The organism is Streptomyces sp. NPDC048436, assembly GCF_043200355.1.
In the GTDB taxonomy this organism is placed as follows: domain Bacteria; phylum Actinomycetota; class Actinomycetes; order Streptomycetales; family Streptomycetaceae; genus Streptomyces.
The window spans coordinates 140,408-164,740 of the sequence record NZ_JBICXP010000012.1 but is presented as its reverse complement, the minus strand read 5'-3'; the positions used below and the strand labels follow the sequence as shown (position 1 = coordinate 164,740).

Genomic DNA, 24,333 nt, shown 5'->3' with positions numbered 1-24,333 from the left:
AGTGATCCCCATCAGTGAACGCAACCGTTCACTGACACTGCCTCGAACGTTCAACGGAGAGATATCGATGGCTACTTCGCGCTGGAGCGCCGCTACCGCTCAAACGGCCTCCCTGCGGCGCCGGGGCCCCGTACTGGAGCGGGCGATCCTGGAGGCCGCGCTCGAGCAGCTCAGTACCGTCGGCTGGAACGGCCTGACGATGGAAGGTGTGGCCGCGAGCGCGCAGACCGGCAAGGCCGCGGTCTACCGCCGCTGGCCCTCCAAGGAGGACCTCGTCGTGGAAGCGCTGCGGGCCGGCCTTCCGAAGCTCGACTCCGCACCGGACTGCGGCGGGGTCAGGGAGGATCTCCTCCAGCTGTGCCGCCAGATGCGCGAGGCGATGTTCTCGCGTCCCGGATTCGCTCTCCGTGCTGTGCTTCACGAGTGCGACACGGTGTCGGCCGAACGTTTCCACGGAGTGATCTTCAACGGGGTCATCGAGCCGAGCGTGGAGCTGATCAAGGAGGTCGTACGCCGTGGAGTGGAGCGTGGAGAAGTACGTGCCGAGGCCATGGATCCCTACGTCTGCGACGTCATTCCGGCGATGATGATGTATCGCTCCAAGGTGTGCGGGAGCGAATGGGGGGACGAGGAATTCACCGCGCTGATCGACCAGGTGATGGTTCCGCTGCTCCGCCGGTAGACCTGGGTGTCGCAGGTGGCGTCGGGCGGCGTACGCTGTCTGGCGCCATGCCGTACGAACCACCCACCCACACCGTCGAGCGCTCCCTTCGCGCTACCACCGGAGCGAAGATCGTTGCCGGGGTCGACGAGGTCGGGCGCGGAGCGTGGGCGGGCCCGGTCACTGTCTGTGCGGCGATCACGGGTCTGCGCAGACCGCCCGAAGGACTCACCGATTCCAAGCTGATCACCCCCAAGCGGCGCACCACGCTCGCCGGGGAGCTGGAAAGTTGGGTCACGTCGTATGCCCTCGGGCACTCCTCGCCCGAGGAGATCGACGAAATGGGGATGACTGCCGCGCTGCGGCTTGCCGCGGGGCGTGCCCTCGAGGCGCTGCCGGTGCGTCCGGAAGCGATCATTCTCGACGGCAAGCACAACTATCTCGGGTCTCCTTGGCAGGTTCGTACGGTGATCAAGGGCGACCAGTCCTGTGTGGCCGTCGCCGCCGCGTCGGTGATCGCCAAGGTTCGGCGCGACAAAATGATGGCCGAACTGGGCATCGAACATGCAGACTTCGGTTTTGCGGCCAACGCCGGCTATCCGTCGCCGGTGCACAAGGCCGCACTGGAGGAGCGGGGGCCCACCCCGTACCACCGGATGACATGGGCGTATCTTGATGCGTTGCCCCAGTGGCGGCACCTCAAGAAGGCCCGCAGCTGGGCGGATGGAAGCGTTCCGGAAATCGAGGGCCAGCTCGGCTTTGAGTTCTGACGTTTTCGGCAGTTCCACTCGCACTCACGTGCCACCCGCCGATGCCACGCGCACCGGCGTTTGATAAATAACAACGCATGCCTCTCAGTCCCCAGGAGCCTCAGATTCCCGAGAGTGCCCAGGGTCCCCGCGTGACCCCGGCCAGTGGCCGCACCACGCCGACCCCCCGCCCCGTACCCGGCCCGCGTCCCGCGACTGCCCCGCGTCCTGGCCGACCGGGCCCTGCCCGGCCGACGCCTCCGGCGCAGCGCACGCCGCGTGAGCCGGCCGCCAAGCCCGGACAGCCCGCCCCGGCTGCTCCTTCCGCCACTCCCGTTGGTTCCCCTGCGGGCACCGCCACGGATGCCGGTGCTTTGATTGCCGGTGCTTCGGATGCTGCTGCTCCGGTAGCCGGCGCTCCGGCAGCCGGTGCTTCGGTCCCGCAGATCCAGCTGATCCCGGCTTCGGTCGAGGGGGCGCTCGACGCCGCCGAGGAAGCCGTCGACCTGCTGCTCGACTCGGGTCGCGCCCCGGGCGAGGTCCTGGTGATCACCACCGGCGACCCGCACCCGTGGGCCACGCACGAGCTGTCGTTCGGCGAAGCCTCCTACTGGGCGCAGCACGACGCGGGCGACGACGTCTTCTACGCGGACGCCGCCGCCCTCGACCGTGCCGTGTCCCGCCCCGTGGTCGTCGTCGCCATCAACGGCGGCAGCGAGGAGACCGCGGTCGGCGCGCTGCCGACGGCGCTCACCCGGGCCGGAGCCCTGCTGATCGTGTGCGGCGACCCGCAGCGGATCAACGCGATGCTGGGCGCGGGCGTCTGACGTTCGCTTTCCGTCCGACGCCCGCGGTCCGTCCGGCATCTGTGGTCTGGCATCTGTGCCCTGACTTCGGCTGTCGGACCTCTGCGTTCGGGTGCTGGTGACCAGTGTTGCCGGGTGACCGGTGCCGTGGGCTAGGGGCGGTCGCTGACGGTTCAGCTGCTCGGCTCCGCCGTCGTGTGGCCGGTGTACGTGGCCTGCCGGATGAGTTGGACGCTGTGCTGGGTGCCGGGTGCGTTGCGTACCGCGCGGCGCCGGCGGCGACGCTCCCCCCGCCGGTCCATGCCTGTGGCCCGCCTCGTCGAGGCGGTGCGGCGGAGACCTCAGCGTGCCGCCGCTCGGCGCAGTACATCGGACGCGGCGCCGCCGGTACGCGGTGGAACCAGGCCGGTTTCGGCGAAGTCCTCGGGGCGTGAGCCGGTACTGGGCCTGCGTCCGCCGCGCCCCTCGCCCAGCACCTGCCAGCCGTCACGGGTCAGCGTGATGTACGCGCCGCACCGCAGCCCGTGCAGCGTGCAGGCGTCCCGCAGCCCCCACATCCACGCTCCATCCTCCGGCGTCCAACGCGCGTCACCGTCACGGCAGTAGAGCAGGACGGCGGTGCGCACCGGGGTGCGGCGCCGCAGGTCGTGCGGGATGACCCTGCGCAACTGTGCGAGCAGCGCGTTACGGAACACCCAGCCGTCCGCCGCGCTCGGCCGCCGGGTGAACGAAGCGCTTGCCCGGAGCCTCTCCTCCGGATCGAGGACCGCTACGACGGCTGTCGCCGGCATCGGAAGATGGCGGGCATGCAGGCCGCTGACGACCTCACGCGGATTGCGCAGCAGGGGAATTCCCGCGGCTGACCACTCCGCGGGCTCGAGCATCCGGACCAGGCGGTTGGCGGAATCGGTGGGCATCTCAGCCGACGTCGAAGTCTCCGGCGTCGATGCCGCAGTGGACGGAGTGAATCCGAAGGTCACGGTCCTCCCTTCGGCTACGCGCCCAGAGGGCGGGGTCGGATTGGGGGAGCGCGCCGCGGCACAGCCCTACCGGGCCACGGTGAGCCACGCGGGAGCGGTTCCAATTCTTCCCGTCGTACTGGCTTGCGGCAACGAACAATTGGGACCGGCGACCGGAATCTGGCTATGCGTCTTATATATCCTTGCCCAGGGTGCCCGGCTTCGACGCGTGCGTCAGCCCTGTACGGCCAGGACCAGCGGCAACACCCCCTTGGCTCCTGCTCGGCGGAGCATGCGCGCGGCCACGGCCAGGGTCCAGCCGCTGTCCGTCAGGTCGTCGACGAGCAGAACGGGGCCATCTGCTTCCTGGAGCGCGGCCGCGAGGGCGGGAGGCACGGTCAGCGTTCCTTCGAGAGCGCGCAGCCGCTGCGCGCTGTTGCTCCTCAGCGCGTGCGCCGTATCGGCTCCTTCGGCGTACTCGATGGAGCCGAGAAGCGGAAGCCGGCCGATCTCGGCGATCCGCGCACCCAGCGACTGGATCAGCTGGGGCCTGGTGTGCGAGCTCATGGTCACGACGCCCGCAGGCCGTGGCTGGGCGTCGGCGCCGCCCGATGCCCAGCCACCGGGGCCCTTCGCCCAGTCGGCCAGAACGCCGACCACGGCCTTCGCCACATCGTCGGGCACGGGCCCGTCGGGAGCCTGCGGTGCGAGCATCGGCCGGAGCCGGTTGCCCCATCCGATGTCCGAGAGGCGCCCCAAAGCCCGGCCCTGGGCCGCCTGTTCCCCTGCGGGGATACGTCCCTTGAGCTCGATGCCGACCGCGGCAAGGCCGGTCGGCCACATCCTGCGGGGCTCCACGTCGACACCCGCGCGGACCAGCTCCCCCTTCGCCGTGTCCAGCGCCCCGGAGGACACGGCCTCGGTGAAGCGCGCGCCGGCGCAGTTGTCGCAGCGCCCGCAGGGTGCGGCCGCCTCGTCGTCGAGCTGGAGCCGCAGAAACTCCATCCGGCAGCCCGTGGTGGTGGCGTAGTCACGCATGGCCTGCTGTTCCGTCTGCCGCTGCTTGGCGACCCAGGCGTAACGCTCGGCGTCGTACGCCCAGGGCATTCCGGTGGAGATCCAGCCGCCCTTGACCCGTCGGACCGCTCCGTCCACGTCGAGAACCTTGAGCATCGTCTCGAGCCGTGACCGGCGCAGCTCGACCAGCGGCTCCAACGCGGGCAGCGAAAGCGGCCTGCCCGCCTGGGCCAGCACGTCCAGGGTGCGCCGGACCTGTTCCTCAGGCGGGAAGGCGAGGGAGGCGAAGTAGGTCCAGATCGCTTCGTCCTCCTTGCCCGGCAGCAGGAGCACCTCCGCGTGATCGACACCGCGGCCCGCGCGACCCACTTGCTGGTAGTAGGCGATCGGGGATGAAGGGGAGCCAAGATGGACCACGAAGCCGAGATCGGGTTTGTCGAAGCCCATCCCGAGTGCCGAAGTGGCGACCAAGGCCTTCACGCGGTTGGCGAGCAGGTCGTCCTCGGCCTGCTGGCGGTCGGAGTTCTCCGTCTTTCCCGTGTACGAGGTGACGGTGTGCCCGCACTGTCGCAAGAAGGCGGTGATCTCCTCGGCGGCGGCGACGGTGAGTGTGTAGATGATCCCGGAACCCGGAAGATCGTTGAGGTGGTCGGCGAGCCAGGCCAACCGGTGCGCGGCGTTGGGAAGTTGGAGCACGCCCAGACTCAGGCTCTCCCGGTCCAGGGGTCCCCGCAGTACGAGCGCGTCCGAGGTGCCGCCGGTGCCCAGCTGCTCGGCCACATCGGCCGTCACGCGCGCGTTGGCCGTAGCGGTGGTGGCGAGGACGGGGACGCCCGGCGGCAGGTCGGCCAGCATCGTGCGCAATCGCCGGTAGTCGGGCCGGAAGTCGTGACCCCAGTCGGAGATGCAGTGCGCTTCGTCGACCACGAGCAGGCCCGTCGCCGCGGCGAGCTTGGGCAGGACCTGGTCGCGGAAGTCCGGGTTGTTCAGCCGCTCGGGGCTGACGAGGAGGACGTCCACGTCGCCCGAGGCCACCTCGGCCTGGATGGTCTCCCACTCCTCCGTGTTGGAGGAGTTGATCGTGCGGGCGCGGATTCCGGCTCGCGCCGCGGACTCCACCTGGTTGCGCATGAGAGCGAGCAGCGGCGAGACGATCACGGTGGGGCCGCTGCCCCGCTCCCGAAGCAGCGCGGTCGCGACGAAGTACACGGCGGACTTGCCCCAGCCCGTGCGCTGCACGACCAGTGCCCGGCGCTTGTCGGCGACCAGAGCTTCGATCGCACGCCACTGGTCCTCGCGCAGTCGTGGACCGTCCGACGGGCGCGCCCCGCCGGACTCGGGCGCGGGGCCGCCGACAAGGCGGGCGAGTACGGCATCGGCCGCCGTGCGCAGATCTTCGTTGCTCATGCCCCCATGCAACCCGATGGGTCTGACATTAGGCGAACGAGACCGCCGAGCTGTGGATAACTCTTGGCGTGTCCCTGACCGCAGTTATCCACAGGGAAAACCGGAACCTTGTGATCCGCGGGAGAGTCGGCCCATGACGAACCACAGCGAACACAACGCCCCGCTCGACTCACTCGACGAGACCCTGGTTACCCTGCGCACCCCGGCCGAACTCGCGGACGCCTTGCCGTACTTGCTCGGGTTCCGGCCCGAGGAGAGCGTCGTCCTCATCGCCCTGCACGGCGAGCGGGGGCGGTTCGGCGGGCGAGTGCGCCTCGGTATCCCGGGACGCGCCGAGGACTGGCCGCCCATCGCGGAGCAACTCGCCCAGTGTCTGGTGAGCGGCTGCGAGCGGCGCGGCGCCCGGCCTGACGGCATCGTCGCCTTCCTCTGCGCGGAGCCCGTCGGCGCCGAATCCGGTCGGCAGGTCATGGAGCGCCTGCGTCCCCTGGCACAAGTGCTGCGCACCGCCTGCGGCACCCTCGACGTCCCCGTATTCGAAGTCGTGTGCATCTCGGCCGGCCATTTCTGGACTTACTGCTGCCCGAACACGCAGTGCTGCCCGCCGGAGGGCGTCCCGCTGCTCCGGCCCGGCACGTCGGTCCTGGCCGCGGCCACGGCCTACTCGGGTGTCCAGATGGGCCCCACTCCACGGGAGATGCGGGCACGGCTGACCCCGTGGGAATCCGCCGCCGCGACGGACCAGGAGGCCGCGCTCGATGCGGCGGGCATGGCGATCGTGCGTCGCATCCTGGAGGAGGACGGGCATGCCGAGGTCGCCGCTGACACACTCGACCTGGCCCGCCGGATCATGGGGCGGATGGCGTCCGCGCCCCTGGTCACCGGCAGGCTGGAGGCGGACCTCCAGGACGACGAACTCCTCGCGCACGACGAAGCCGCGGCCCTGATCCTCGGCCTCCAGGACCGCACGACCCGCGATCAGGCGGCGGAATGGATGGAAGGCGACGCCGCGGCGCCGGCGCTCCGGCTCTGGAGGGCTCTGTCCCGCCGCTGCGTCGGAGCCTATGGAGAGCACGCCGCGGCACCGCTGTCCCTCGCGGGCTGGGTCGCGTGGTCCCTCGGTGACGCCACCGAGGGCCAAGAAGCCCTGGACATGGCCTTGTGCGCCGACCCTCGCTACACCTTCGCCCAGCTCCTGCAGCAGGCCTGCAGCGGAGATCTGGACCCCGAGCCGATCCGGCGCTGCCTGCGCAAGGGGCGAACTGGCCGCGACACGAACGAGGTCCAGGCGGAACTGCCCCTGCCCGCGAAGCCCATGGACTCCGCAGGCGAGGCAGTGGGGGCCGCTCCGCGACGCCGCCGCCCCGCACGCCCGAAGGGCGGCACTGGGCCACGGGCCACCGACAGGCCGAGCACGGGACCGCAGAACCACCGCCGCACCACCCGGCGAGGAACGAGGAACGACACGTGAGCGCGGAGGGCTCGGCAACGGGGAGCATGGTGAGACGGGTGCCCCGCGGGACGTCGTACGAGAGAGACAGGGGCCGGCCGGGTGGCTTCCCACCCCGCGGGCGTGACTTGGCGCGGGGCGGGTCCGTTCACCTGAGTGGCGGTACCCGTGCCTGGGCCGCGCCGCCGTACGACCTCCGAATCCCCGTAGCGCGGACAGCGCAGAAGAGGCCGCCCCATGCGCCTGCCCGCCCCGCCCCCTGCCTCCGGCAGAGAGGGTCCCCAGCGGCCCGCGCCGGTTCCCGCCCGTCTGCCCGGCGGACAGGGCCCGGTTCCGGCGCCGCGTCGCGCCGCGCAGCTGCCGCCCGCACACACCGCGCTGATCTGCGTGGCCATGCCCGCCCTCGCCATTTCCACGGACCAGGGGCAGTTGACCGGCCACGGACTCGAAGGGTTCTACCGATCGGGGCGAAGGCTGCTGTCCCGCTGCCAGCTGCGGGTGGCGGGACGGGAACCAGTCGCCGTCCAGGCCCGGATGCTCTCGGCGGACAGCGCCCGCTTCGTCGCGACACTGCGTCCGTCGGCGGACGGCGGCCCGGACCCGGACGTCGTCGTCGAGCGGATCCGGTATGCCGACGGTACGGAGCGGATCATCTTGCGCAGTGCGGCGGCCCGAACCCTGAGACTGCCCGTCGAGGTGTCGCTCGGTACGGATCTGGCGGAGCTCGGCGCGGTCGCTTCGGGCAACACCGGGCCCGAACTTCCGCCCAGCGTCCACGACTCCGGTATGCGCTGGTCCTCGCCGTCGGGCCACTGTGTGATCAGCGCCCACCCGGCGCCCGCGGACGCATTGGCCTCCGCCGGGCTGCTGCGCTGGGACGTGGAGCTTTCGCCCGGCGGCACCTGGAGCCTGGAGCTGCGGGTCAGGCCCGAAGGCGCGGGCCCGGTGAGGCCGGTCGGGCATGGCGCTTCGCTCTCCCTCGCCCCGGCGCGGGCGGCGGGCGACGACCCCAGGGCCCAGGCCTTGCTGGACAGGTCGGTGGAGGATCTGCAGGCACTGCTGCTGCGGGACCCCGAGCACCCGACCGACGTCCACCTGGCCGCGGGGGCGCCATGGCGCTGCGGTCTCGCTCCGGCCGAAGCACTGGCGGGCGCCCGCATGGCCCTGCCGCTCGGCACCCGGATCGCCGTGGGAACGCTGCGCACGCTCGCCCGCCGTCAGCTCGTGGGCCAGGGGCCGCGGGCGGGCATGATCCCCGGACCACTGCGCAACGCCGGACCGCATCTGCCGCCCGGATGCACCGGGATCGAGGCGACGCTGCTCTTCCCGGTGGTGCTGACGGAGGCGTGGCGCTGGGGGCTTTCGGAACAGGAGACAGAGGAGCTGTTGCCGGCGGCCGAGCGCTGCCTGCGCTGGCTGCTCGCCGCGGTCGGCGACGGGGCACGGCTGCCGGACCCGTATCCGGATGGTCCCGCACGCTGCGAGACCCAGGCCCATGCGCATCGGGCCGCGCTGCTCGGTGCCGATCTCCTCGACGCGCACGGCCGTCCGGGCGGCACGGAGCTGAGGCAGTGGGCGGAGCGGCTACGGGGTGCGTTCCGACAGGAGTTCTGGGTGGACGACCGGGCGGGTGGCCGGCCCGCCGCGGCTTGCCTGGCCGACGGCCGTCCCGTGCCCCTCCTCACCGGCGCCACGGCCCACCTTCTCGACACGGGCCTGCTCGGTTCAGGGGCGCTCGCACCGGGGCTGCTGGACAAGGTGCAGACGGAACAGCTTGCCCGGCTGCTCGGCGGGCCCACCATGGACTCGGGGTGGGGGCTGCGGAGCGTGGGCGTCAAGGAAGCCGCGTACAACCCCTTCGGGCACCGTGGCGGAGCGGTCCAGGTCCACGAGACGGCGGTCGCCGCCGCGGGACTGGCCGCCGCGGGCTACGAAAAGGAGGCGAGTGGGCTGCTGCGAGGGGTGCTCGCGGCGGCCGAGGCGTTCGGCTTCCGGCTGCCTGAGATGTACGCGGGGGAGCAGCGGACGCAGGGCGGCGCACCAGTGCCGCATCCGGCTGCCTGCCGGCCGGCGGCCACCGCCGCGGCCGCAGGGGTGCATCTCCTCGCGGCACTCGCGGGGATCAGGCCCGACGCACCCTCGGGCACGGTGACGCTGAGACCCCTCCGTGGCGCGCCCCTGGGGGAACTGGGACTGACGGCTCTGCGTGTCGCGGACGCCCCGTTCTCCGTACGCGTCAGCAGGCTCGGCCTCGCCATGGTCGAAGAGGCCGCCGACGGGCTGCAACTGGGGGTGTGACCCACCGACGCGGGACAGGAGACGCGTGCGTACGTGGCCCGGCGCGAGGCCCGGCGAATCGAAGCGGGATCGGATGCTGGAGGAGCTGTTTATCGTCAGGCAGACGACTATGATCGCGGCATGTCGCCCTACGACCCGTCGGCCTTCCCGCCCTTTGCTGTCACCGTCGACCTGGTCGTGCTGACCGTGCGCCGCCACGCGCTCTGCGCGCTTGCCGTACGCCGTGGTGAGCCGCCGTTCCAAGGCCGATGGGCGCTTCCCGGCGGATTCGTACGCGACGACGAGGATCTGTCGGCGGCGGCTGCCCGTGAGCTGGTCGAGGAGACCGGGCTGTGTGCCCATGATCCGGACACCCCGGTGCAGGCGAACGGCGCGCACCTGGAACAGCTCGCCACGTACGGCGATCCCAAGCGCGACCCGCGGATGCGGGTCGTCAGCGTCGCTCATCTCGCGCTCGCTCCCGACCTGCCCGCGCCGCGAGCCGGTGGTGACGCGAAGAGCGCGCGGTGGGCACCGGTCGAGGCGCTGCTCCACCAGGGCGGATACGGCCGTGAGGACGAGCAGGCGGCGCCACTCGCCTTCGATCACGCACAGATCCTGGCCGACGGTGTGGAGCGCGCACGTTCGAAGATCGAGTACTCCTCGCTGGCGACGGCCTTCTGCCCGCCGGAGTTCACCGTCGGTGAGCTCCGACGTGTGTACGAGGCCGTGTGGGGCGTCGTGCTCGACCCGCGCAACTTCCACCGCAAGGTGACCGGCACTCCAGGGTTCCTCGTCCCCACCGGCGGCACCACCACACGCCAGGGCGGCCGTCCCGCCCAGCTCTTCCGTGCGGGCGGCGCGACGCTCCTCAACCCGCCGATGCTGCGCCCCGAGGTCTGAGGCCCGCGCCGGCGGTCGCCCCGCTGGTCACCTGTAGGTCTGTGCCGTGTGACGAACACTCGTGGCCCACAACCTGACCGAAATGACGGAAATATCGCGTTATCTTGCTGCAGTACCCACGGGGTTCGTCCGTCCCCGACCCGGCGGACGAGCCCTGGCCGCCGAGCGGTCGCACATCCCGCGAGAGAAGCGATGATCCAGGCCATCGGACTGACCAGCAATCCCCGCCAGGAGCTGCCGCCCGCCGTCGACGACGTGTCCTTCGAGGCGCGGACAGGCCGTGTCACGGCGCTGCTCGGCGCGCAGGGCGCCGGCAAGACGACGGCGCTGAGGCTCATGCTCGAACTCCAACAGGGCCGCGGAGTCACCTACTTCAGAGGCCGCCCGCTGCACCGCATCACCCACCCGTCACGCGAGGTGGGCGTCCTTCTGGGCGAGGTTCCGGGACACCCCGGCCGCACCGTCCGCGGGCAGCTGCGCATGCTCTGTGCCGCCGCCGGTGTGCCCGTGCAGCGCGCCGACGACGTACTCGAAGTCGTCGGGCTCGTCAGCCTCCGCGATCAGCGGCTCGGCACGCTCTCACGCGGCATGGACCGCCGCCTCGGCCTGGGCTGCGCGCTGCTCGCCGACCCGCACACGCTCGTCCTGGACGGCCCCGCCGAGGGGCTCTCGGCCCGGGAGGGCGGATGGCTGCACGGGATTCTGCGCGCGCACGCGGCCCAGGGCGGAACCGTCCTGTTCTCCACGGCCGACCCCAAGGAAGCCGCACGGACCGCCGACCGGGTCGTCACGCTGGAAGCGGGCCGCCTCGTCGCCGACCAGGAGGCCGGGGACTTCGCCCGCACCCGGCTGCGCCCCCGGGTCGCGGTACGCAGTCCGCACGCGGCTCGGCTCGGCGTGCTGCTGTCCAAGGAGGCCCGGGCCGGGCGGCGTTCCATCGAGGTGGTGAAGGAGGAGGGCAACAGGCTCTCGGTGTACGGAAGCAATTGTGCCGACATCGGTGAGACGGCGTTCCGGCACGGAATTCTCGTCCATCAACTCGCCGATGAAATCGGGGATGCCGGGCCTTACGACGCGTCGCCCGCGGCCGAACTCGCGTCCGAAGTCACGTCCGAAACCGGGGCTGGAGCGGCCGGCGCGGAGACAGGCGCCGCCGCGGACGCGGACATGAGCCAGTCGTCGCCCCAGGGCTTGGAAGGCAGCTCGGGGGAGGAGGGGCCGGCCCCAGCGGCCGAAGCCCTGCCGGACGCCGTGCCCTCGGCCCCAGCCTCATCCTCGTCTCAAGCCCCCGCCTCATCTCCGTCTCCGGCCTCGACCCCGTCCCCCTGCCCAGCCGCTGCCTCATCCCCTTCCGCAGCCGAGAACCTCGTCCCGCTCGCCACCGCAGCCCCGGCCACCTCAAGTGCCCCACGGGCTCCCGCGTCACCGTCTCCCCTCCCGCCTCCCGTCTCGATCCGCCCGGCTCGCAGCCCGCTCCGCCCCTTGCGGTACGAGTTGCGCCGCGCCACCGGTATCGGTACGGGCTACCTGACCACGGCCGCCGTGCTCGCCGTCTCCGCCGTCCTCTGCGTATTCCTCGCCAGGAGCGGCCACACCCCGCAGCCGCGCCTGCTGGCCGCCTGGCCCCAGGAACTCCCCTTGCCGCCCGCGGCCCTTGGCGCAGGGCTGCTCGGCGCCCTCGCCTTCGGTGAGGAGTTCCGGCACCCCGCCCTCGCCGTCGACCGGGGCACCGTCCCCCGCCGCTTGGGGCTGCTCTGCGCCAAGTTGGCCGTCGCGGCGGCCACCGCGCTCTTGCTGGGCCTGCTGGTCCTGGCTTCCGACGCCGCGCTGCTCCACCTGGTATACGGAGAGGAGGTCGCGAAGGTTCCCGCTGACTGGCTTTCGCTGAGCGCCAGTTGGATCGTCTTGGTGGCGGCCTGCGCCTGGGCGGGGGTGTTGGCGGGCGGAGTCTTCCGGTCCACTACCGCCGGTCTCGCCGCGGTTCTCGCGGTGCCGATCGTCGTCGTACCGCTCGTACAAAAGGCCTTGGAGGGACCGTCTGTGCGATCGGCGGCCGGGCTGCCCGGGCGGCTGCGCGACCTCGCGTTGGTGCAGTGGCCGTTCGGGGTCGAGCGATATCTGGCCGGGGGAGTGCGGATGGTCGCCCAACCTGTGGGCAGCGCCCTGATGTTGTCGCTGACCGCTCTGCTCTGCGCATATCTGCTCACGGGGATGCGTGGCAGAGCCCGATGACGACCGTCGGACGCTTCCGTTCCAGTGCTGCGCGACAACTCTGCGGAGAACGGCCATTTCTTTCCGATAAGGCGTCAATTGCGACGGGGTAAGCGATCACCCTTTCGTGTGCTTTTCACCAAAGACCTCAAGGGGCTTGGGAGCAACGCCGACAAAGGATCCGTGAGTACCCTTGCGCACACCATGATGACCGCCGCCCGCTCCGTCGACTCCGGCCTCGCCGGCCCGGGCGATCTCGACCGCTACCCCTTCGCGGAGGCCCCCGGTGCCGACCGCGTCGTCGCCCCCTCGTGGGACAGCGCCGACCAGGATCTCGGCCGCGTCGGCCGTCGCGCCGCCGGCAGTCGCGGCCGTGGACTGCACGGCCAACTCGTCCAGCAACTCGGCCAGATGATCGTCTCGGGCGACCTGGGCGCCGACCGCCCGCTGGTCCCCGAGGAGATCGGCCAGCGCTTCGAGGTCTCCCGCACCGTCGTCCGTGAGTCGCTGCGCGTGCTGGAGGCCAAGGGCCTGGTCAGCGCCAGGCCCAATGTCGGAACGCGTGTTCGGCCCGTCAGTGACTGGAACCTGCTGGATCCGGACATCATCGAATGGCGGGCCTTCGGGCCGCAGCGCGACGACCAGCGCCGTGAACTGAGCGAGCTGCGCTGGACGATCGAGCCGCTCGCCGCCCGGCTCGCCGCGGGCCACGGCCGCGAGGAGGTGCAGCAGCGGCTCGCCGACATGGTCGAGATCATGGGCCACGCGCTGAGCCAGGGCGATGCGATCACCTTCTCCCGCGCCGACGCCGAGTTCCACTCGCTGCTCATCCAGCTCGCGAGCAACCGCATGCTGGAGCACCTGTCCGGGATCGTCTCGGCCGCGCTCCAGGTGTCGGGCGGCCCGGTCGCCGGATGCGACCGTCCGACCGAGGCGTCCCTGGTGCACCACTCCCGCATCGCCGACGCTCTCGCGGCGGGTGACGGGCCCGGTGCCGAAGCCGCCATGCGTCAGCTGCTCACAGTCCACCCGGAGGTGGAGCGCGTCGTGCCCGCCCCCCGCGAGCACTGACGGGCCGGGTCTGCGTCCGTACGGCCGGCTCATGCGCCTGGCGATCCGACCTCATCTCTCCGCTGACGCGGTACCGTCGCCGGGCTTCTGCGGGTTCCTCGGGATCCGGCGGAGGCCCGGCGTCGCGGTCGTCGGCTACCGGAAGGGCCATCTGGGGTTGGGTTTGATCTCTTCTGCCCGCATCTGGCTGTTTTTGAGTGCTTACGGGGTGTGACTCGGGCCACGTAGATTGGGCGTAACGCTCCTCGGGGCAGCGCGATGACCTAAGAGGTGATAGCCGAGGAGGGAATACAGCAGTCGTTCGCGGCGCTGTGTAGCTCCCCGGCCCCGCCTGCGCCGTCGGCCCATCCCCAGTCGTCGGTCGTCGGTCCTGGTCCACAATGGACGGGGCCGGAAGCCGTTTTCCAACGTTCCGAGAGGTTGTTCGTGTCGGCCAGCACATCCCGTACGCTCCCGCCGGAGATCGCCGAATCCGTCTCTGTCATGGCGCTCATCGAGCGGGGAAAGGCTGATGGGCAGATCGCCGGCGATGACGTGCGTCGTGCCTTCGAAGCTGACCAGATTCCGGCCACTCAGTGGAAGAACGTTCTGCGCAGCCTCAACCAGATCCTCGAGGAAGAGGGTGTGACGCTGATGGTCAGTGCCGCGGAGCCGAAACGCCCCCGCAAGAGCGTCGCAGCGAAGAGCCCGGTCAAGCGCACCGCGACCAAGACGGTCGCGGCCAAGACGGCCACGGCTAAGCAGGCCACCGCGACCGCCGCCCCCGAGGCGTCGGCCGTAGATGTCGCAGCTGAGGACGCGCCCGCGAAGAAGGTCGCCGCCAAGAAGACGACGGCAAAGAAGGCCGTCGCCAAGAAGACCGTCGCCAAGAAGGCGACGGCAAAGAAGAGTGCGTCCAAGGACGACGAGATCCTGGACGACGAGGCCACCGAGGAGACGCCCGCCAAGGGCAAGCCCGGTGAGGACGCCCCCGAGGAAGAGGGCGCCAAGGGCTTCGTGCTGTCCGACGAGGACGAGGACGACGCGCCGGCCCAGCAGGTCGCCGCGGCCGGTGCCACCGCCGACCCCGTCAAGGACTACCTGAAGCAGATCGGCAAGGTCCCGCTCCTCAACGCCGAGCAGGAGGTCGAGCTCGCCAAGCGCATCGAGGCCGGCCTGTTCGCCGAGGACAAGCTGGCCAACGCCGACAAGCTCGCACCGAAGCTCAAGCGCGAGCTGGAGATCATCGCCGAGGACGGGCGCCGCGCCAAGAACCACCTCCTGGAGGCCAACCTCCGTCTGGTGGTCTCCCTGGCCAAGCGCTACACCGGCCGCGGCATGCTCTTCCTGGACCTCATCCAGGAGGGCAACCTCGGTCTGATCCGCGCGGTCGAGAAGTTCGACTACACCAAGGGCTACAAGTTCTCCACGTACGCCACCTGGTGGATCCGTCAGGCGATCACCCGCGCCATGGCCGACCAGGCCCGCACCATCCGTATCCCGGTGCACATGGTCGAGGTCATCAACAAGCTCGCGCGCGTGCAGCGCCAGATGCTCCAGGACCTGGGCCGTGAGCCCACTCCGGAGGAGCTGGCCAAGGAACTCGACATGACCCCGGAGAAGGTCATCGAGGTCCAGAAGTACGGCCGCGAGCCGATCTCCCTCCACACCCCCCTGGGTGAGGACGGCGACAGCGAGTTCGGTGACCTCATCGAGGACTCCGAGGCGGTCGTTCCGGCCGACGCGGTCAGCTTCACGCTCCTCCAGGAGCAGCTGCACTCCGTGCTCGACACCCTGTCCGAGCGTGAGGCGGGCGTGGTCTCCATGCGCTTCGGTCTCACCGACGGCCAGCCGAAGACCCTCGACGAGATCGGCAAGGTCTACGGAGTGACGCGTGAGCGTATCCGTCAGATCGAGTCGAAGACGATGTCGAAGCTGCGGCACCCGTCGCGTTCGCAGGTCCTGCGCGACTACCTCGACTAGTCACCAGCGCTCCACAGGAAAGACCCGAAGCCTCACACGAGGCTTCGGGTCTTTCTCTTGTGTGCGCCAGGCCGTGCCTGCCGTGCCGTGCCGTGCCCGTCAGGATGTGACGGCCCTGCGTGGACGCGCGTGCCGCGGGTGCGGGGCGTGCCGCCCTGGATCACTGTGGGTGTGCCATGGCAACCCAAAGTGAGGAGATCGCATGCCTCGTCCTTTCGCCCGAACACTCACGGCGGTACTGGCTCTTGCTGCCCCGGCGGTGGCGCTGCCGCTGGCATCCCCGGGCCCCGCGGCGGCCGACAGCGTGGTCATCGGGGGCAGCCCGGTGCGGGTGGCCGACAGCCCCTGGGTGGTGGCGCTGTCCAGCCGTGACCGGTTCGGGGGTACGCGCTCGGGGCAGTTCTGCGGAGGCGTCGTGGTCGGACGCTCGACGGTCCTCACCGCGGCCCACTGTCTGAGCGAGGAAGTCCTTGGTGTGCGGCTGCGCGAGATGAGCGACCTGAAGGTGATCGCCGGCCGGGATGATCTGGGTACGTCGGAGGGCCGAGAGATTCCGGTGCGCGAGGCATCGGTCAATCCGAAGTACGACAGCTCCACGAACGCCGGTGACGTGGCGGTGCTGTCGCTGGCGAGCCCGCTTCCCGAGAACTACGCGATCCCCATGGCCGCCGCCGGTGACAGGGCGTACACGCCCGGTACACGCGCGGCCGTCTACGGCTGGGGTGACACAACGGGAGCAGGCGCTTACGCCCGTTCGTTGCGCTCCGCGAGCGTGCATGTACTCTCCGACGCGAAGTGCGGAGAGGCTTACCCGGGCAGTTCTGACGGAACGTATTCGGCCGCATCCATGCTGTGTGCGGGGGAACTTGAGGGCGGGCGGGACGCCTGCCAGGGCGACAGCGGTGGTCCGCTGGTCGCGCGTGGGCGGCTCATCGGCCTGGTCTCGTGGGGGAGCGGCTGCGGGAAGGTCGGGAGTCCCGGCGTCTATACGCGGATCTCAGGCGTCGCACAGGACATGCCTCTGCGCGGCTGAGAAGTACGGGAGTTGCTCGCGGAGGGAGTGGGGTGCCGCGAGGGACCGCCGAGAAGGCGCCTGGGCGCCTGTGTAACGAGATCGGGCGGCCGGCCCTGGGGTCTACAGGGTCGGCCGCCCGATCGCCGGCCTGGTGTGCGCCGGTTGGCTCGTCTTGGCTGCGAGGTGTGTCAGTGTTCCTCGTCAGTGGTCTCCGGGGCGGCCGTCAGCCGCTCCGTCTCGTCCTGTATCTCAGCGGCGATCTTCTTGAGTTCCGGCTCGAACTTGCGGCCATGGTGGGCGCAGAAGAGCAGTTCACCGCCGCTCAACAGGACGACGCGCAGGTATGCCTGGGCGCCGCAGCGGTCGCAGCGATCAGCGGCCGTCAGGGGGCTCGCGGGGGTCAGAACAGTAGTCACGTCGCCTCTTCTCTAGCTCGACGAGCTGTCGTACCAGGGTCAACATCCAACCAGGCCGAAAACGTTCCCGCTCGTGGCTTTTCCTCGAATGTTTTTTCCGAGGTGGTTGTCTGCTGCCGGTTGGCGGCGAATGTGCCGTAGTACGTCTCTAACGTGTCGTACGGTTTCGCGCTGTCTGTCAGGTCGGTCGTCCGCCGGCTGGGTTGCCGGTTGTTCATGAGGACGTGCCCGGAGCCTAAATGGTTCATGCCTGGAAGGGAACGTGACGTGCGCTTCACTCCAACGAGGGATCGAACAAGCGTGCGGGCCTGGACTAGTCTGAGTTGAGACGAGGGTGGCGTTACAACGGCTCTACCAGGCCTCGGTACCCTCTGACCGGCAACCGAAGCCGGGTCCTTACCCAAAAGGGTCCCATTGAAATTCAGCGAGGAGCGAACCGCGTGACCGCCGAAACGTCCGTGCCGTCCACAGCGTTGCTGACCGGAGCAGACCGGGACGGTTCCAACTACACCGCGCGGCACCTGCTCGTCCTGGAGGGGCTCGAGGCCGTTCGCAAGCGTCCGGGCATGTACATCGGGTCGACGGACAGCCGTGGCCTGGTGCACTGCCTCTGGGAGATCATCGACAACTCCGTCGATGAGGCCCTGGGCGGCTACTGCGACCACATCGAAGTCATCCTCCACGACGACGCCTCCGTAGAGGTCCGGGACAACGGCCGAGGCATTCCGGTGGATGTCGAGCCCAAGACCGGCCTCTCCGGAGTCGAGGTCGTCATGACCAAGCTCCACGCCGGCGGCAAGTTCGGCGGTGGCTCCTACGCCGCCTCCGGCGGCCTGCACGGCGTCGGTGCCTCCGTGGTGAACGCCCTGTCCGCGCGCCTCGACGTGGAGGTGGACCGTGCGGGACACACCCATGCGATCAGCTTCCGTCGTGGCGTTCCCGGCGCCTTCGCCAAGCCTGGACCGGACGCCGAGTTCGACTCGTCGGCCAAGCTGCGCAAGGCGAAGAAGATCCCCAAGACCCGTACCGGCACGCGCGTGCGTTACTGGGCCGACCGTCAGATCTTCCTCAAGGACGCCAAGCTCAACCTGGAGACGCTGCACCAGCGTGCCCGCCAGACCGCGTTCCTGGTGCCGGGCCTGACCATCGTCGTCCGCGACGAGTACGGGCTCGGTGAGGGCGGTACCAAGGGCGAGGAGTCTTTCCGCTTCGACGGCGGCATCAGCGAGTTCTGTGAGTACCTCGCCCAGGACAAGGCCGTCTGCGATGTCCTGCGCCTCAGCGGTCAGGGGACCTTCAAGGAGACGGTCCCGGTCCTCGACGATCACGGCCAGATGACCCCCACCGAGGTCACCCGCGAGCTCACCGTGGACGTGGCGCTGCGCTGGGGCACCGGGTACGACACGACGCTGCGGTCCTTCGTCAACATCATCGCCACCCCCAAGGGCGGCACCCATGTGTCGGGCTTCGAGCGCTCCCTCACCAGGACGATGAACGAGGTGCTGCGCAGCCAGAAGGTGCTGCGCGTCGCCGAGGACGACATCGTCAAGGACGACGCCCTGGAGGGTCTGACCGCGGTCGTCACGGTCCGTCTCGCGGAGCCGCAGTTCGAGGGCCAGACCAAGGAGGTGCTCGGAACGTCGGCGGCCAACCGGATCGTCGCCAACGTCATCGCCAAGGAGCTCAAGGCGTTCTTGACCTCCACCAAGCGCGACGCCAAGGCGCAGGCCCGCGCCGTGATGGAGAAGGCCGTCGCCGCGGCCCGTACGCGCATCGCGGCCCGTCAGCACAAGGACGCCCAGCGCCGGAAGACGGCCCTGGAGTCCTCCTCGCTGCCCGCGAAGCTCGCCGACTGCCGCAGTGACGACGTGGAGCGCAGTGAGCTCTTCATCGTCGAGGGAGACTCGGCGCTCGGTACCGCCAAGCTGGCGCGGAACTCCGAGTTCCAGGCGCTCCTGCCGATCCGCGGCAAGATCCTCAACGTTCAGAAGGCGTCCGTGACGGACATGCTGAAGAACGCCGAGTGCGGCGCGATCATCCAGGTCATAGGGGCGGGGTCCGGCCGGACGTTCGACATCGACGCGGCGCGCTACGGGAAGATCATTCTTCTCGTCGACGCCGATGTCGACGGCGCGCACATCCGGATTCTGCTGCTCACCCTGTTCCAGCGCTACATGCGCCCGATGGTGGAGGCGGGCCGGGTCTTCGCGGCCGTACCGCCCCTGCACCGGATCGAGCTGGTCCAGCCGAAGAAGGGCCAGGACAAGTACGTCTACACGTACTCGGACAACGAGCTGCGGGAGACGCTCCTGGAGTACCAGCGCAAGGGGATCCGTTTCAAGGACTCCATCCAGCGTTACAAGGGCCTCGGCGAGATGGATGCCGACCAGCTCGCGGAGACCACCATGGATCCGCGCTTCCGCACCCTGCGACGGGTCAACATCGGGGACCTGGATGCCGCGGAGCAGGTCTTCGATCTGCTGATGGGCAACGACGTGGCGCCCCGCAAGGAGTTCATCACCAGCTCGGCGGCGACGCTGGACCGCTCACGCATCGACGCGTAGCGCCGACGCGAGGCGCCGGTGCGTTTCGGTGAGACGTTTCGGTGGCGCCTCGCGCCGTCGTCTCGCACGGATGCACCGTGCGGGCGCCTCGGGCGCAGCGCACTCCACCCGTGGGTGGAGCCCTTGGCTCCACCCACGTTCCACCCCTGCGCCGATGTCTTGACCAGGCCTTTTCCGTAGCGTCGAAGGCGTTGATCCTCCTCGGATCGGCTCCGCTCCTGTTCGTCACACGGAGGACGCCATGTCTGGGCTCGCCAATGTTCTGGTGGTCTGCGCCGTCATCGCTCTGGTGATCGTGCGTCAGTTCAAGGCGCAGCAGATCACCGCGGACCGGCGCTGGTGGGTCATACCTGCCGTGCTGGTCTTCCTGGCCGTGCGCGAGCCCGACGTGCTGGACCCTCATCACCAGACGGTTTCCATCGCCCTGATCGGCGTGGAGGTGCTGGTCGGTCTCGCCATCGGCGTCGGCTGGGCGCGGACCACTCATGTGTGGACGGCGCCGGACGGCGCGGTGTGGGGCAGGGGAACCAAGGGCACCGCCATCGTCTGGGGCGTCGGGATCGCGGTGCGGCTCGGATTGTTCGGGATCGGAGCGCTGCTGGGGGTGCGGCAGGGAAGTGCCGCCCTGATGCCGGCGCTCGCGGCCACTCTGCTGGTGCGCGGCGGCCTCCTGGCGCAGCGGGCCGGTGTGCTCCGCCCGGCGTACGGTGTTGCGGACGCGGCGTACGAGCCGATGCGGAAGGACCCCGTGTGAACGCGGACCGGTGGATGAGATGGCCCGCCCGGGAGTCTCTCATCCGGGAGGAGCAGAGCCAGGCCCGGCTGTGGTTCGTCAGGGTCCTGCGGGCGGTGATCGCCGCGAGCCTGTTGTGGAACGCGTTCCACAACGACAGGGGCTGGCGCCTGGTGGCCGGGGTCGGCCTGGTCCTGCTCTGCGGCGGGCTCGCCTGGGCGTTCCTGCGCATCTCGTTCGCCCAGCGGCTGTGGCCCTCGGCCACTCTCCTGGTCCTGCTGATGGGGGCCGGGTATGCCGCGCAGGCGGGTGACTGGAGGGTGCTGGCGCTGGCCCTCTGGTGCAGTACGGCAGTCCTGGCCCTGGAACGGCTGCCGCTCCTGGCGGGCGCGGCCTGTGTGCCCGTGGCGATGGCCCCGTTCGCCGTGTACAACAACGACAACTGGCTCGTCACAGGCCTCATCCTGATCGGGCTCGCGCTGGCCGGATACACCCTGCGGCTCGATGCCGACGCCCGGGGCAACGCCCAGCGGCTGCTCGCCCAGGAGAGGGCCGCCCGCGCCGCGGAGGCAGAATCGGCCGCGCTGGCGGAGCGGGCTCGCATCGCCCGGGAGATCCATGACGTGCTGGCGCACAGTCTCTCCGCGCAGCTCGTTCATCTGGAGGCGGCGCGTCTGCTGATCGAGGGTGAGGCCACGCGCGACCAGATACTGGATCGGGTGGTCGCCGCACGGTCCATGGCCCGCGAAGGGCTCGCGGAGACCCGGCAGGCGCTCTCCGCGCTGCGGGGGGAGATGACGCCGGTCGAGGACTTCCTGCGGGAGCTGGTCGCCTCGGACAGGGCCGCGGTGTCGGTGACGGGGGAGCGGCGTGCCCTGCCCGCCGAGGCGTCGCAGGCGGTGCGTCGCGTCGCGCAGGAGGCCATGACGAATGTGCGCAAGCACGCGCCGGGCGCCAAGGTGTTCGTGCGGCTCGCGTACGAAGAGGGTGAAGTGACGCTGGACATACGGGATTCGGGCGCGCCGCCGGGTGAACTCGCCGCGACGGGAGCCGGGTACGGTCTGCTCGGAATGCGGGAACGGGCCGAGCTGCTGGGCGGGTCCCTGACAGCTGGGCCGGGCGAGGAGGGCTTCATCGTGACGCTGAAGGTGCCCACATGACGGCGGAGGGCGGCGCCAAGGCGCCGGCGCGGGTGGTTGTGGTCGACGACCAGACCGTGGTGCGCGAGGGCATCGTGATGCTGCTGGGGCTGCTCCCCGGTATCGAGGTCGTCGGATCCGGGGGAGATGGCGAGGAGGCCGTCCGGCTCGTGGCCGAACTCGCCCCGGACGTCGTCCTGATGGACCTGCGCATGCCCCGGGTCGACGGCGCGGAGGCCACCCGCCGTATCCGTGCCGAGTACCCGGGAACGCAGGTCGTCGTGCTGACGACCTTCGCCGACGACGATTCGCTCTTCCCCGCACTGAGAGCCGGTGCGCGCGGCTATCTCACCAAGGACGCCGGTGGGGACGAGATCGTGCGGGCCGTCGAGGACGTGCTCTCGGGTGATGCCGGGCTCTCGCCGCAGATCCAGCGGCGCCTGCTGGAGCGGCTGTCGGAGCCGGAGGGGCTCGCACCGGCGGCAGAGCCTCCCGACGGTCTCACCACGCGCGAGACCGAGGTGCTCGTCCTGATCGCCGAGGGGATGACGAACCAGGAGATCGCCCGCGCGATGCACGTCTCCACCGCGACGGTGAAGACGCACATCAACAACCTCTTCGCCAAGACGGGGCTCAAGGACCGCGCGCAGGCGGTCCGTTACGCCTACCGGCACGGGCTCGCGAAGCCGCCGAGTGCCGCTCCGAGCCGAGGGGGTATGTGAATGGGCCCGTCACCTGATGGGGTGAAGAGGAGGGAGAGAAGAGTCAGGGATCTTCCCGTTCTGTCCATCCTTGGGCACGCGGCCGAACAAGGCCGCGGACAAGGAGAGTTCGGTGGAGAAGCACGACGGGCGCGATGCCGGTCAGGCGCGGGCCGGTGATCCCAGGGATCCCTGGTACGACGCGCTTGCGTCCGGCTGGGGCGAGTTGGACGGCACGGGTGCGCCGGCGCCCTCGGTGCCGCCGCAAGCGGGCCCGGAGCGGAGCGCGAGCGCGGCCGACATCTATCTGGAGGTCCAGCGCAGTGCGGCCTTCCAGGAGGTGCGTGGCCGGTATCGGCGGTTCGTCTTCCCCGGGGTGGCCCTCTTCTTCACCTGGTACGTCGCGTATGTCGTGACGGCGACGACGGCGCCCGGACTGATGGCGCGCCCCGTAGCCGGATCGGTGAATGTCGCGATGCTCGCCGGGCTCGGACAGTTCCTTACGACCTTCCTGCTGACCTGGGCCTATGCCCGTCATGCCCGGCTGCGGAGAGATGGTGCGGCGCTCGATCTGCGCTGGGCCGTGTTCGAGCAGAAGCGGGAGCAGGACCAGCAGCGGGAGCAGGACGCCAAACGGGAGGAGAGCCTGCGGAGAGAGCAGGAACTGGCCCGGGGGAGCGAGCGATGACCGGGGACCACCAGACGCTCGCGCTCCTGCTGTTCGGCGTGTTCGTGGCCGTCACGCTCGCGATCACGACGTGGGTGAGCCGGAACCGGCATGGCTCGGCGGAGGAGTTCTACGCGGGCGGGCGGCTCTTCTCGCCCATGGAGAATGGATTCGCCATCGCGGGCGACTACATGTCGGCCGCCTCCTTCCTCGGCATCTCCGGACTGATCGCGCTCTTCGGCTACGACGGGCTGCTCTACTCCGTCGGCTTCCTCGTCGCCTGGCTGGTCGTGCTGTTCCTGGTGGCCGAACTGGTGCGTAACTGCGGCCGGTTCACGCTCGCCGATGTCGTCGCCGCCCGGATGAAAGAGCGGCCGGTGCGCATCGCGGCGGGAACTTCCTCGGTGACCGTGTCCGTTCTCTATCTGGTGGCGCAGATGGTGGGGGCGGGCTCACTGGTGGCGCTGCTGCTCGGCGGGACGAGCGGGGCGGCCCAGACCTGGACCGTGATCGGCGTCGGCGCGCTCATGGTCATCTATGTGTCGTTGGGAGGGATGCGGGCCACCACCTGGATCCAGATCGTCAAGGCGGTTCTGCTGATGGGCGGCACGATCGCGCTGACCGTGCTCGTCCTGGTGCGATTCCACGGCGACTTCGACCAGTTGCTGCGGACCGCGGCAGACCGCAGCGGCCACGGCAGCCAGTTCCTCGCGCCCGGCCTCAAGTACGGCGGTGGCTGGACCGCGCGGCTGGACTTCATCAGCCTCGGGCTCGCGCTCGTTCTCGGCACGGCCGGGCTGCCGCACATCCTCTCCCGCTTCTACACCGTGCCGACAGCGCGGGCCGCACGTCGCTCCGTCGTCTGGTCCATCGGCCTCATCGGCAGCTTCTACCTGATGACGATCGTGCTCGGCTTCGGGGCCGCCGCGATCGTGGGACCCGATGCCGTGCGGGGGTCGAATGCCGCGGGGAACACGGCAGTTCCGCTTCTCGCGCTCGATCTGGGAGGCGGCGCCGACACCACGGGCGGAACGGTCCTGTTCGCGGTCGTCGCCGCGATCGCCTTCGCCACGATCCTCGCCGTCGTCGCCGGGATCACGCTCGCCTCGTCGGCCTCAGTGGCCCACGATCTGTACGCGTCGCTGCGGCGCAAGCACGCGAAGCCCCGCAGTGAGGTGGCGGTGGCGCGCGTCGCGGCGGCCGGTGTCGGTGTGGTCGCGATCGGCCTTGGGCTGCTCGCCCGGGATCTCAACGTGGCGTTCCTGGTGGGCCTGGCCTTCGCGGTCGCCGCGTCCGCCAATCTGCCCGTGCTGCTCTACTCGCTGTTCTGGCGGCACTTCACCACGCGGGGCGCGGTCTGGTCGGTCTACGGGGGCCTGGTGCCTTCCCTGGCACTCGTCGTGCTGTCACCCGTGGTCTCCGGCGGGCCGAGCTCCCTCTTCCCCGGGGTGGACTTCCAGTACTTCCCCCTGGAGAACCCGGGGCTCGTCTCCATCCCGCTGGGCTTCCTCGCCGGCTGGCTGGGCACCGTCACCTCGCGGGAACCGGCGGACGAGGCCAAGCACGCGGAGACCGAAGTGCGCTCGCTCACCGGCGCGGGAGCGGCATGACGGCTCCGCGCCCGC

General features: G+C 70.2%; 20 protein-coding genes. 16 read left to right on the top strand and 4 right to left on the bottom strand.

Going from position 1 to position 24,333, the window contains the following annotated elements; all coding sequences use genetic code 11:
• Positions 1-67 precede the first annotated feature (67 nt).
• From ACGFX9_RS32150 to ACGFX9_RS32140, 3 genes are all read left to right on the top strand, one after another.
• Entirely contained in the window at positions 68-682 is a 615-nt protein-coding gene (locus tag ACGFX9_RS32150; protein ID WP_393481004.1) for a TetR/AcrR family transcriptional regulator, read from the top strand.
• 47 nt (positions 683-729) lie between these two features.
• Positions 730-1,431, top strand: coding sequence for a ribonuclease HII (locus tag ACGFX9_RS32145; RefSeq protein WP_393480998.1), 702 nt, complete (start codon positions 730-732; stop codon positions 1,429-1,431).
• A gap of 77 nt (positions 1,432-1,508) precedes the next feature.
• Positions 1,509-2,237 carry a hypothetical protein gene (locus tag ACGFX9_RS32140; RefSeq protein WP_393480993.1) on the top strand — a complete coding sequence of 243 codons (729 nt, stop codon included), beginning with the start codon at positions 1,509-1,511 and terminating at the stop codon, positions 2,235-2,237.
• Positions 2,238-2,389: 152 nt separating this feature from the next.
• On the opposite strand, the gene ACGFX9_RS32135 is transcribed toward ACGFX9_RS32140, so the two are convergent.
• The 3 genes from ACGFX9_RS32135 to ACGFX9_RS32125 all read right to left on the bottom strand — a co-directional run bounded on the left by ACGFX9_RS32135 (position 2,390) and on the right by ACGFX9_RS32125 (position 5,599).
• Positions 2,390-2,518, bottom strand: coding sequence for a hypothetical protein (locus ACGFX9_RS32135; RefSeq protein WP_393480989.1), 129 nt, complete (start codon positions 2,516-2,518; stop codon positions 2,390-2,392).
• A 39-nt stretch (positions 2,519-2,557) separates the two neighbouring features.
• The gene (locus tag ACGFX9_RS32130) at positions 2,558-3,196 is read right to left on the bottom strand and encodes a hypothetical protein (RefSeq protein WP_393480984.1); all 639 of its coding nucleotides are present in this window, start codon (positions 3,194-3,196) and stop codon (positions 2,558-2,560) included.
• Between the two features lie 213 nt (positions 3,197-3,409).
• Positions 3,410-5,599, bottom strand: coding sequence for a RecQ family ATP-dependent DNA helicase (locus tag ACGFX9_RS32125; RefSeq protein WP_393480980.1), 2,190 nt, complete (start codon positions 5,597-5,599; stop codon positions 3,410-3,412).
• A 133-nt stretch (positions 5,600-5,732) separates the two neighbouring features.
• Here ACGFX9_RS32125 and ACGFX9_RS32120 point away from each other — a divergent pair, with 133 nt between their 5' ends.
• From ACGFX9_RS32120 to ACGFX9_RS32090, 7 genes are all read left to right on the top strand, one after another.
• Positions 5,733-7,070 (top strand): DUF4192 domain-containing protein, encoded by a 1,338-nt coding sequence (locus tag ACGFX9_RS32120; protein WP_393480975.1) that lies wholly within the window; start codon positions 5,733-5,735, stop codon positions 7,068-7,070.
• Positions 7,071-7,286: 216 nt separating this feature from the next.
• Positions 7,287-9,347 carry a glycogen debranching N-terminal domain-containing protein gene (locus tag ACGFX9_RS32115; RefSeq protein WP_393480970.1) on the top strand — a complete coding sequence of 687 codons (2,061 nt, stop codon included), beginning with the start codon at positions 7,287-7,289 and terminating at the stop codon, positions 9,345-9,347.
• Between the two features lie 120 nt (positions 9,348-9,467).
• On the top strand, positions 9,468-10,229 hold the full coding sequence (locus ACGFX9_RS32110) for an NUDIX domain-containing protein (RefSeq protein WP_393480966.1): 762 nt from the start codon (positions 9,468-9,470) through the stop codon (positions 10,227-10,229).
• A 192-nt stretch (positions 10,230-10,421) separates the two neighbouring features.
• Complete coding sequence (locus tag ACGFX9_RS32105) at positions 10,422-12,461, top strand: ATP-binding cassette domain-containing protein (protein WP_393480961.1); 2,040 nt, start codon at positions 10,422-10,424, stop codon at positions 12,459-12,461.
• Between the two features lie 162 nt (positions 12,462-12,623).
• Positions 12,624-13,511 (top strand): FadR/GntR family transcriptional regulator, encoded by an 888-nt coding sequence (locus tag ACGFX9_RS32100; RefSeq protein WP_393480958.1) that lies wholly within the window; start codon positions 12,624-12,626, stop codon positions 13,509-13,511.
• 420 nt (positions 13,512-13,931) lie between these two features.
• Positions 13,932-15,473, top strand: coding sequence for an RNA polymerase sigma factor (locus ACGFX9_RS32095; protein WP_393480955.1), 1,542 nt, complete (start codon positions 13,932-13,934; stop codon positions 15,471-15,473).
• Positions 15,474-15,675: 202 nt separating this feature from the next.
• Complete coding sequence (locus tag ACGFX9_RS32090) at positions 15,676-16,506, top strand: serine protease (protein WP_393480951.1); 831 nt, start codon at positions 15,676-15,678, stop codon at positions 16,504-16,506.
• A gap of 170 nt (positions 16,507-16,676) precedes the next feature.
• On the opposite strand, the gene ACGFX9_RS32085 is transcribed toward ACGFX9_RS32090, so the two are convergent.
• Positions 16,677-16,904, bottom strand: a complete 228-nt coding sequence (locus ACGFX9_RS32085) for a hypothetical protein (RefSeq protein WP_393480948.1) — start codon at positions 16,902-16,904, stop codon at positions 16,677-16,679.
• Positions 16,905-17,344: 440 nt separating this feature from the next.
• Between ACGFX9_RS32085 and ACGFX9_RS32080 the strand changes: the two genes are divergently transcribed.
• The 6 genes from ACGFX9_RS32080 to ACGFX9_RS32055 all read left to right on the top strand — a co-directional run bounded on the left by ACGFX9_RS32080 (position 17,345) and on the right by ACGFX9_RS32055 (position 24,318).
• Complete coding sequence (locus ACGFX9_RS32080; protein ID WP_393480945.1) at positions 17,345-19,468, top strand: type IIA DNA topoisomerase subunit B; 2,124 nt, start codon at positions 17,345-17,347, stop codon at positions 19,466-19,468.
• A 241-nt stretch (positions 19,469-19,709) separates the two neighbouring features.
• Entirely contained in the window at positions 19,710-20,222 is a 513-nt protein-coding gene (locus ACGFX9_RS32075) for a DUF1453 domain-containing protein (protein ID WP_393480942.1), read from the top strand.
• Positions 20,219-21,361 carry a sensor histidine kinase gene (locus tag ACGFX9_RS32070; RefSeq protein ID WP_393480940.1) on the top strand — a complete coding sequence of 381 codons (1,143 nt, stop codon included), beginning with the start codon at positions 20,219-20,221 and terminating at the stop codon, positions 21,359-21,361. Before ACGFX9_RS32075 ends, ACGFX9_RS32070 begins: the two co-directional genes overlap by 4 nt.
• Positions 21,358-22,062, top strand: a complete 705-nt coding sequence (locus tag ACGFX9_RS32065) for a response regulator (RefSeq protein WP_393480937.1) — start codon at positions 21,358-21,360, stop codon at positions 22,060-22,062. The genes ACGFX9_RS32070 and ACGFX9_RS32065 overlap by 4 nt, the downstream gene beginning before the upstream one ends.
• A 112-nt stretch (positions 22,063-22,174) precedes the next feature.
• Positions 22,175-22,729, top strand: coding sequence for a DUF485 domain-containing protein (locus ACGFX9_RS32060; RefSeq protein ID WP_393480934.1), 555 nt, complete (start codon positions 22,175-22,177; stop codon positions 22,727-22,729).
• Positions 22,726-24,318 (top strand): cation acetate symporter, encoded by a 1,593-nt coding sequence (locus ACGFX9_RS32055; protein WP_393480931.1) that lies wholly within the window; start codon positions 22,726-22,728, stop codon positions 24,316-24,318. Before ACGFX9_RS32060 ends, ACGFX9_RS32055 begins: the two co-directional genes overlap by 4 nt.
• Positions 24,319-24,333: the final 15 nt, after the last annotated feature.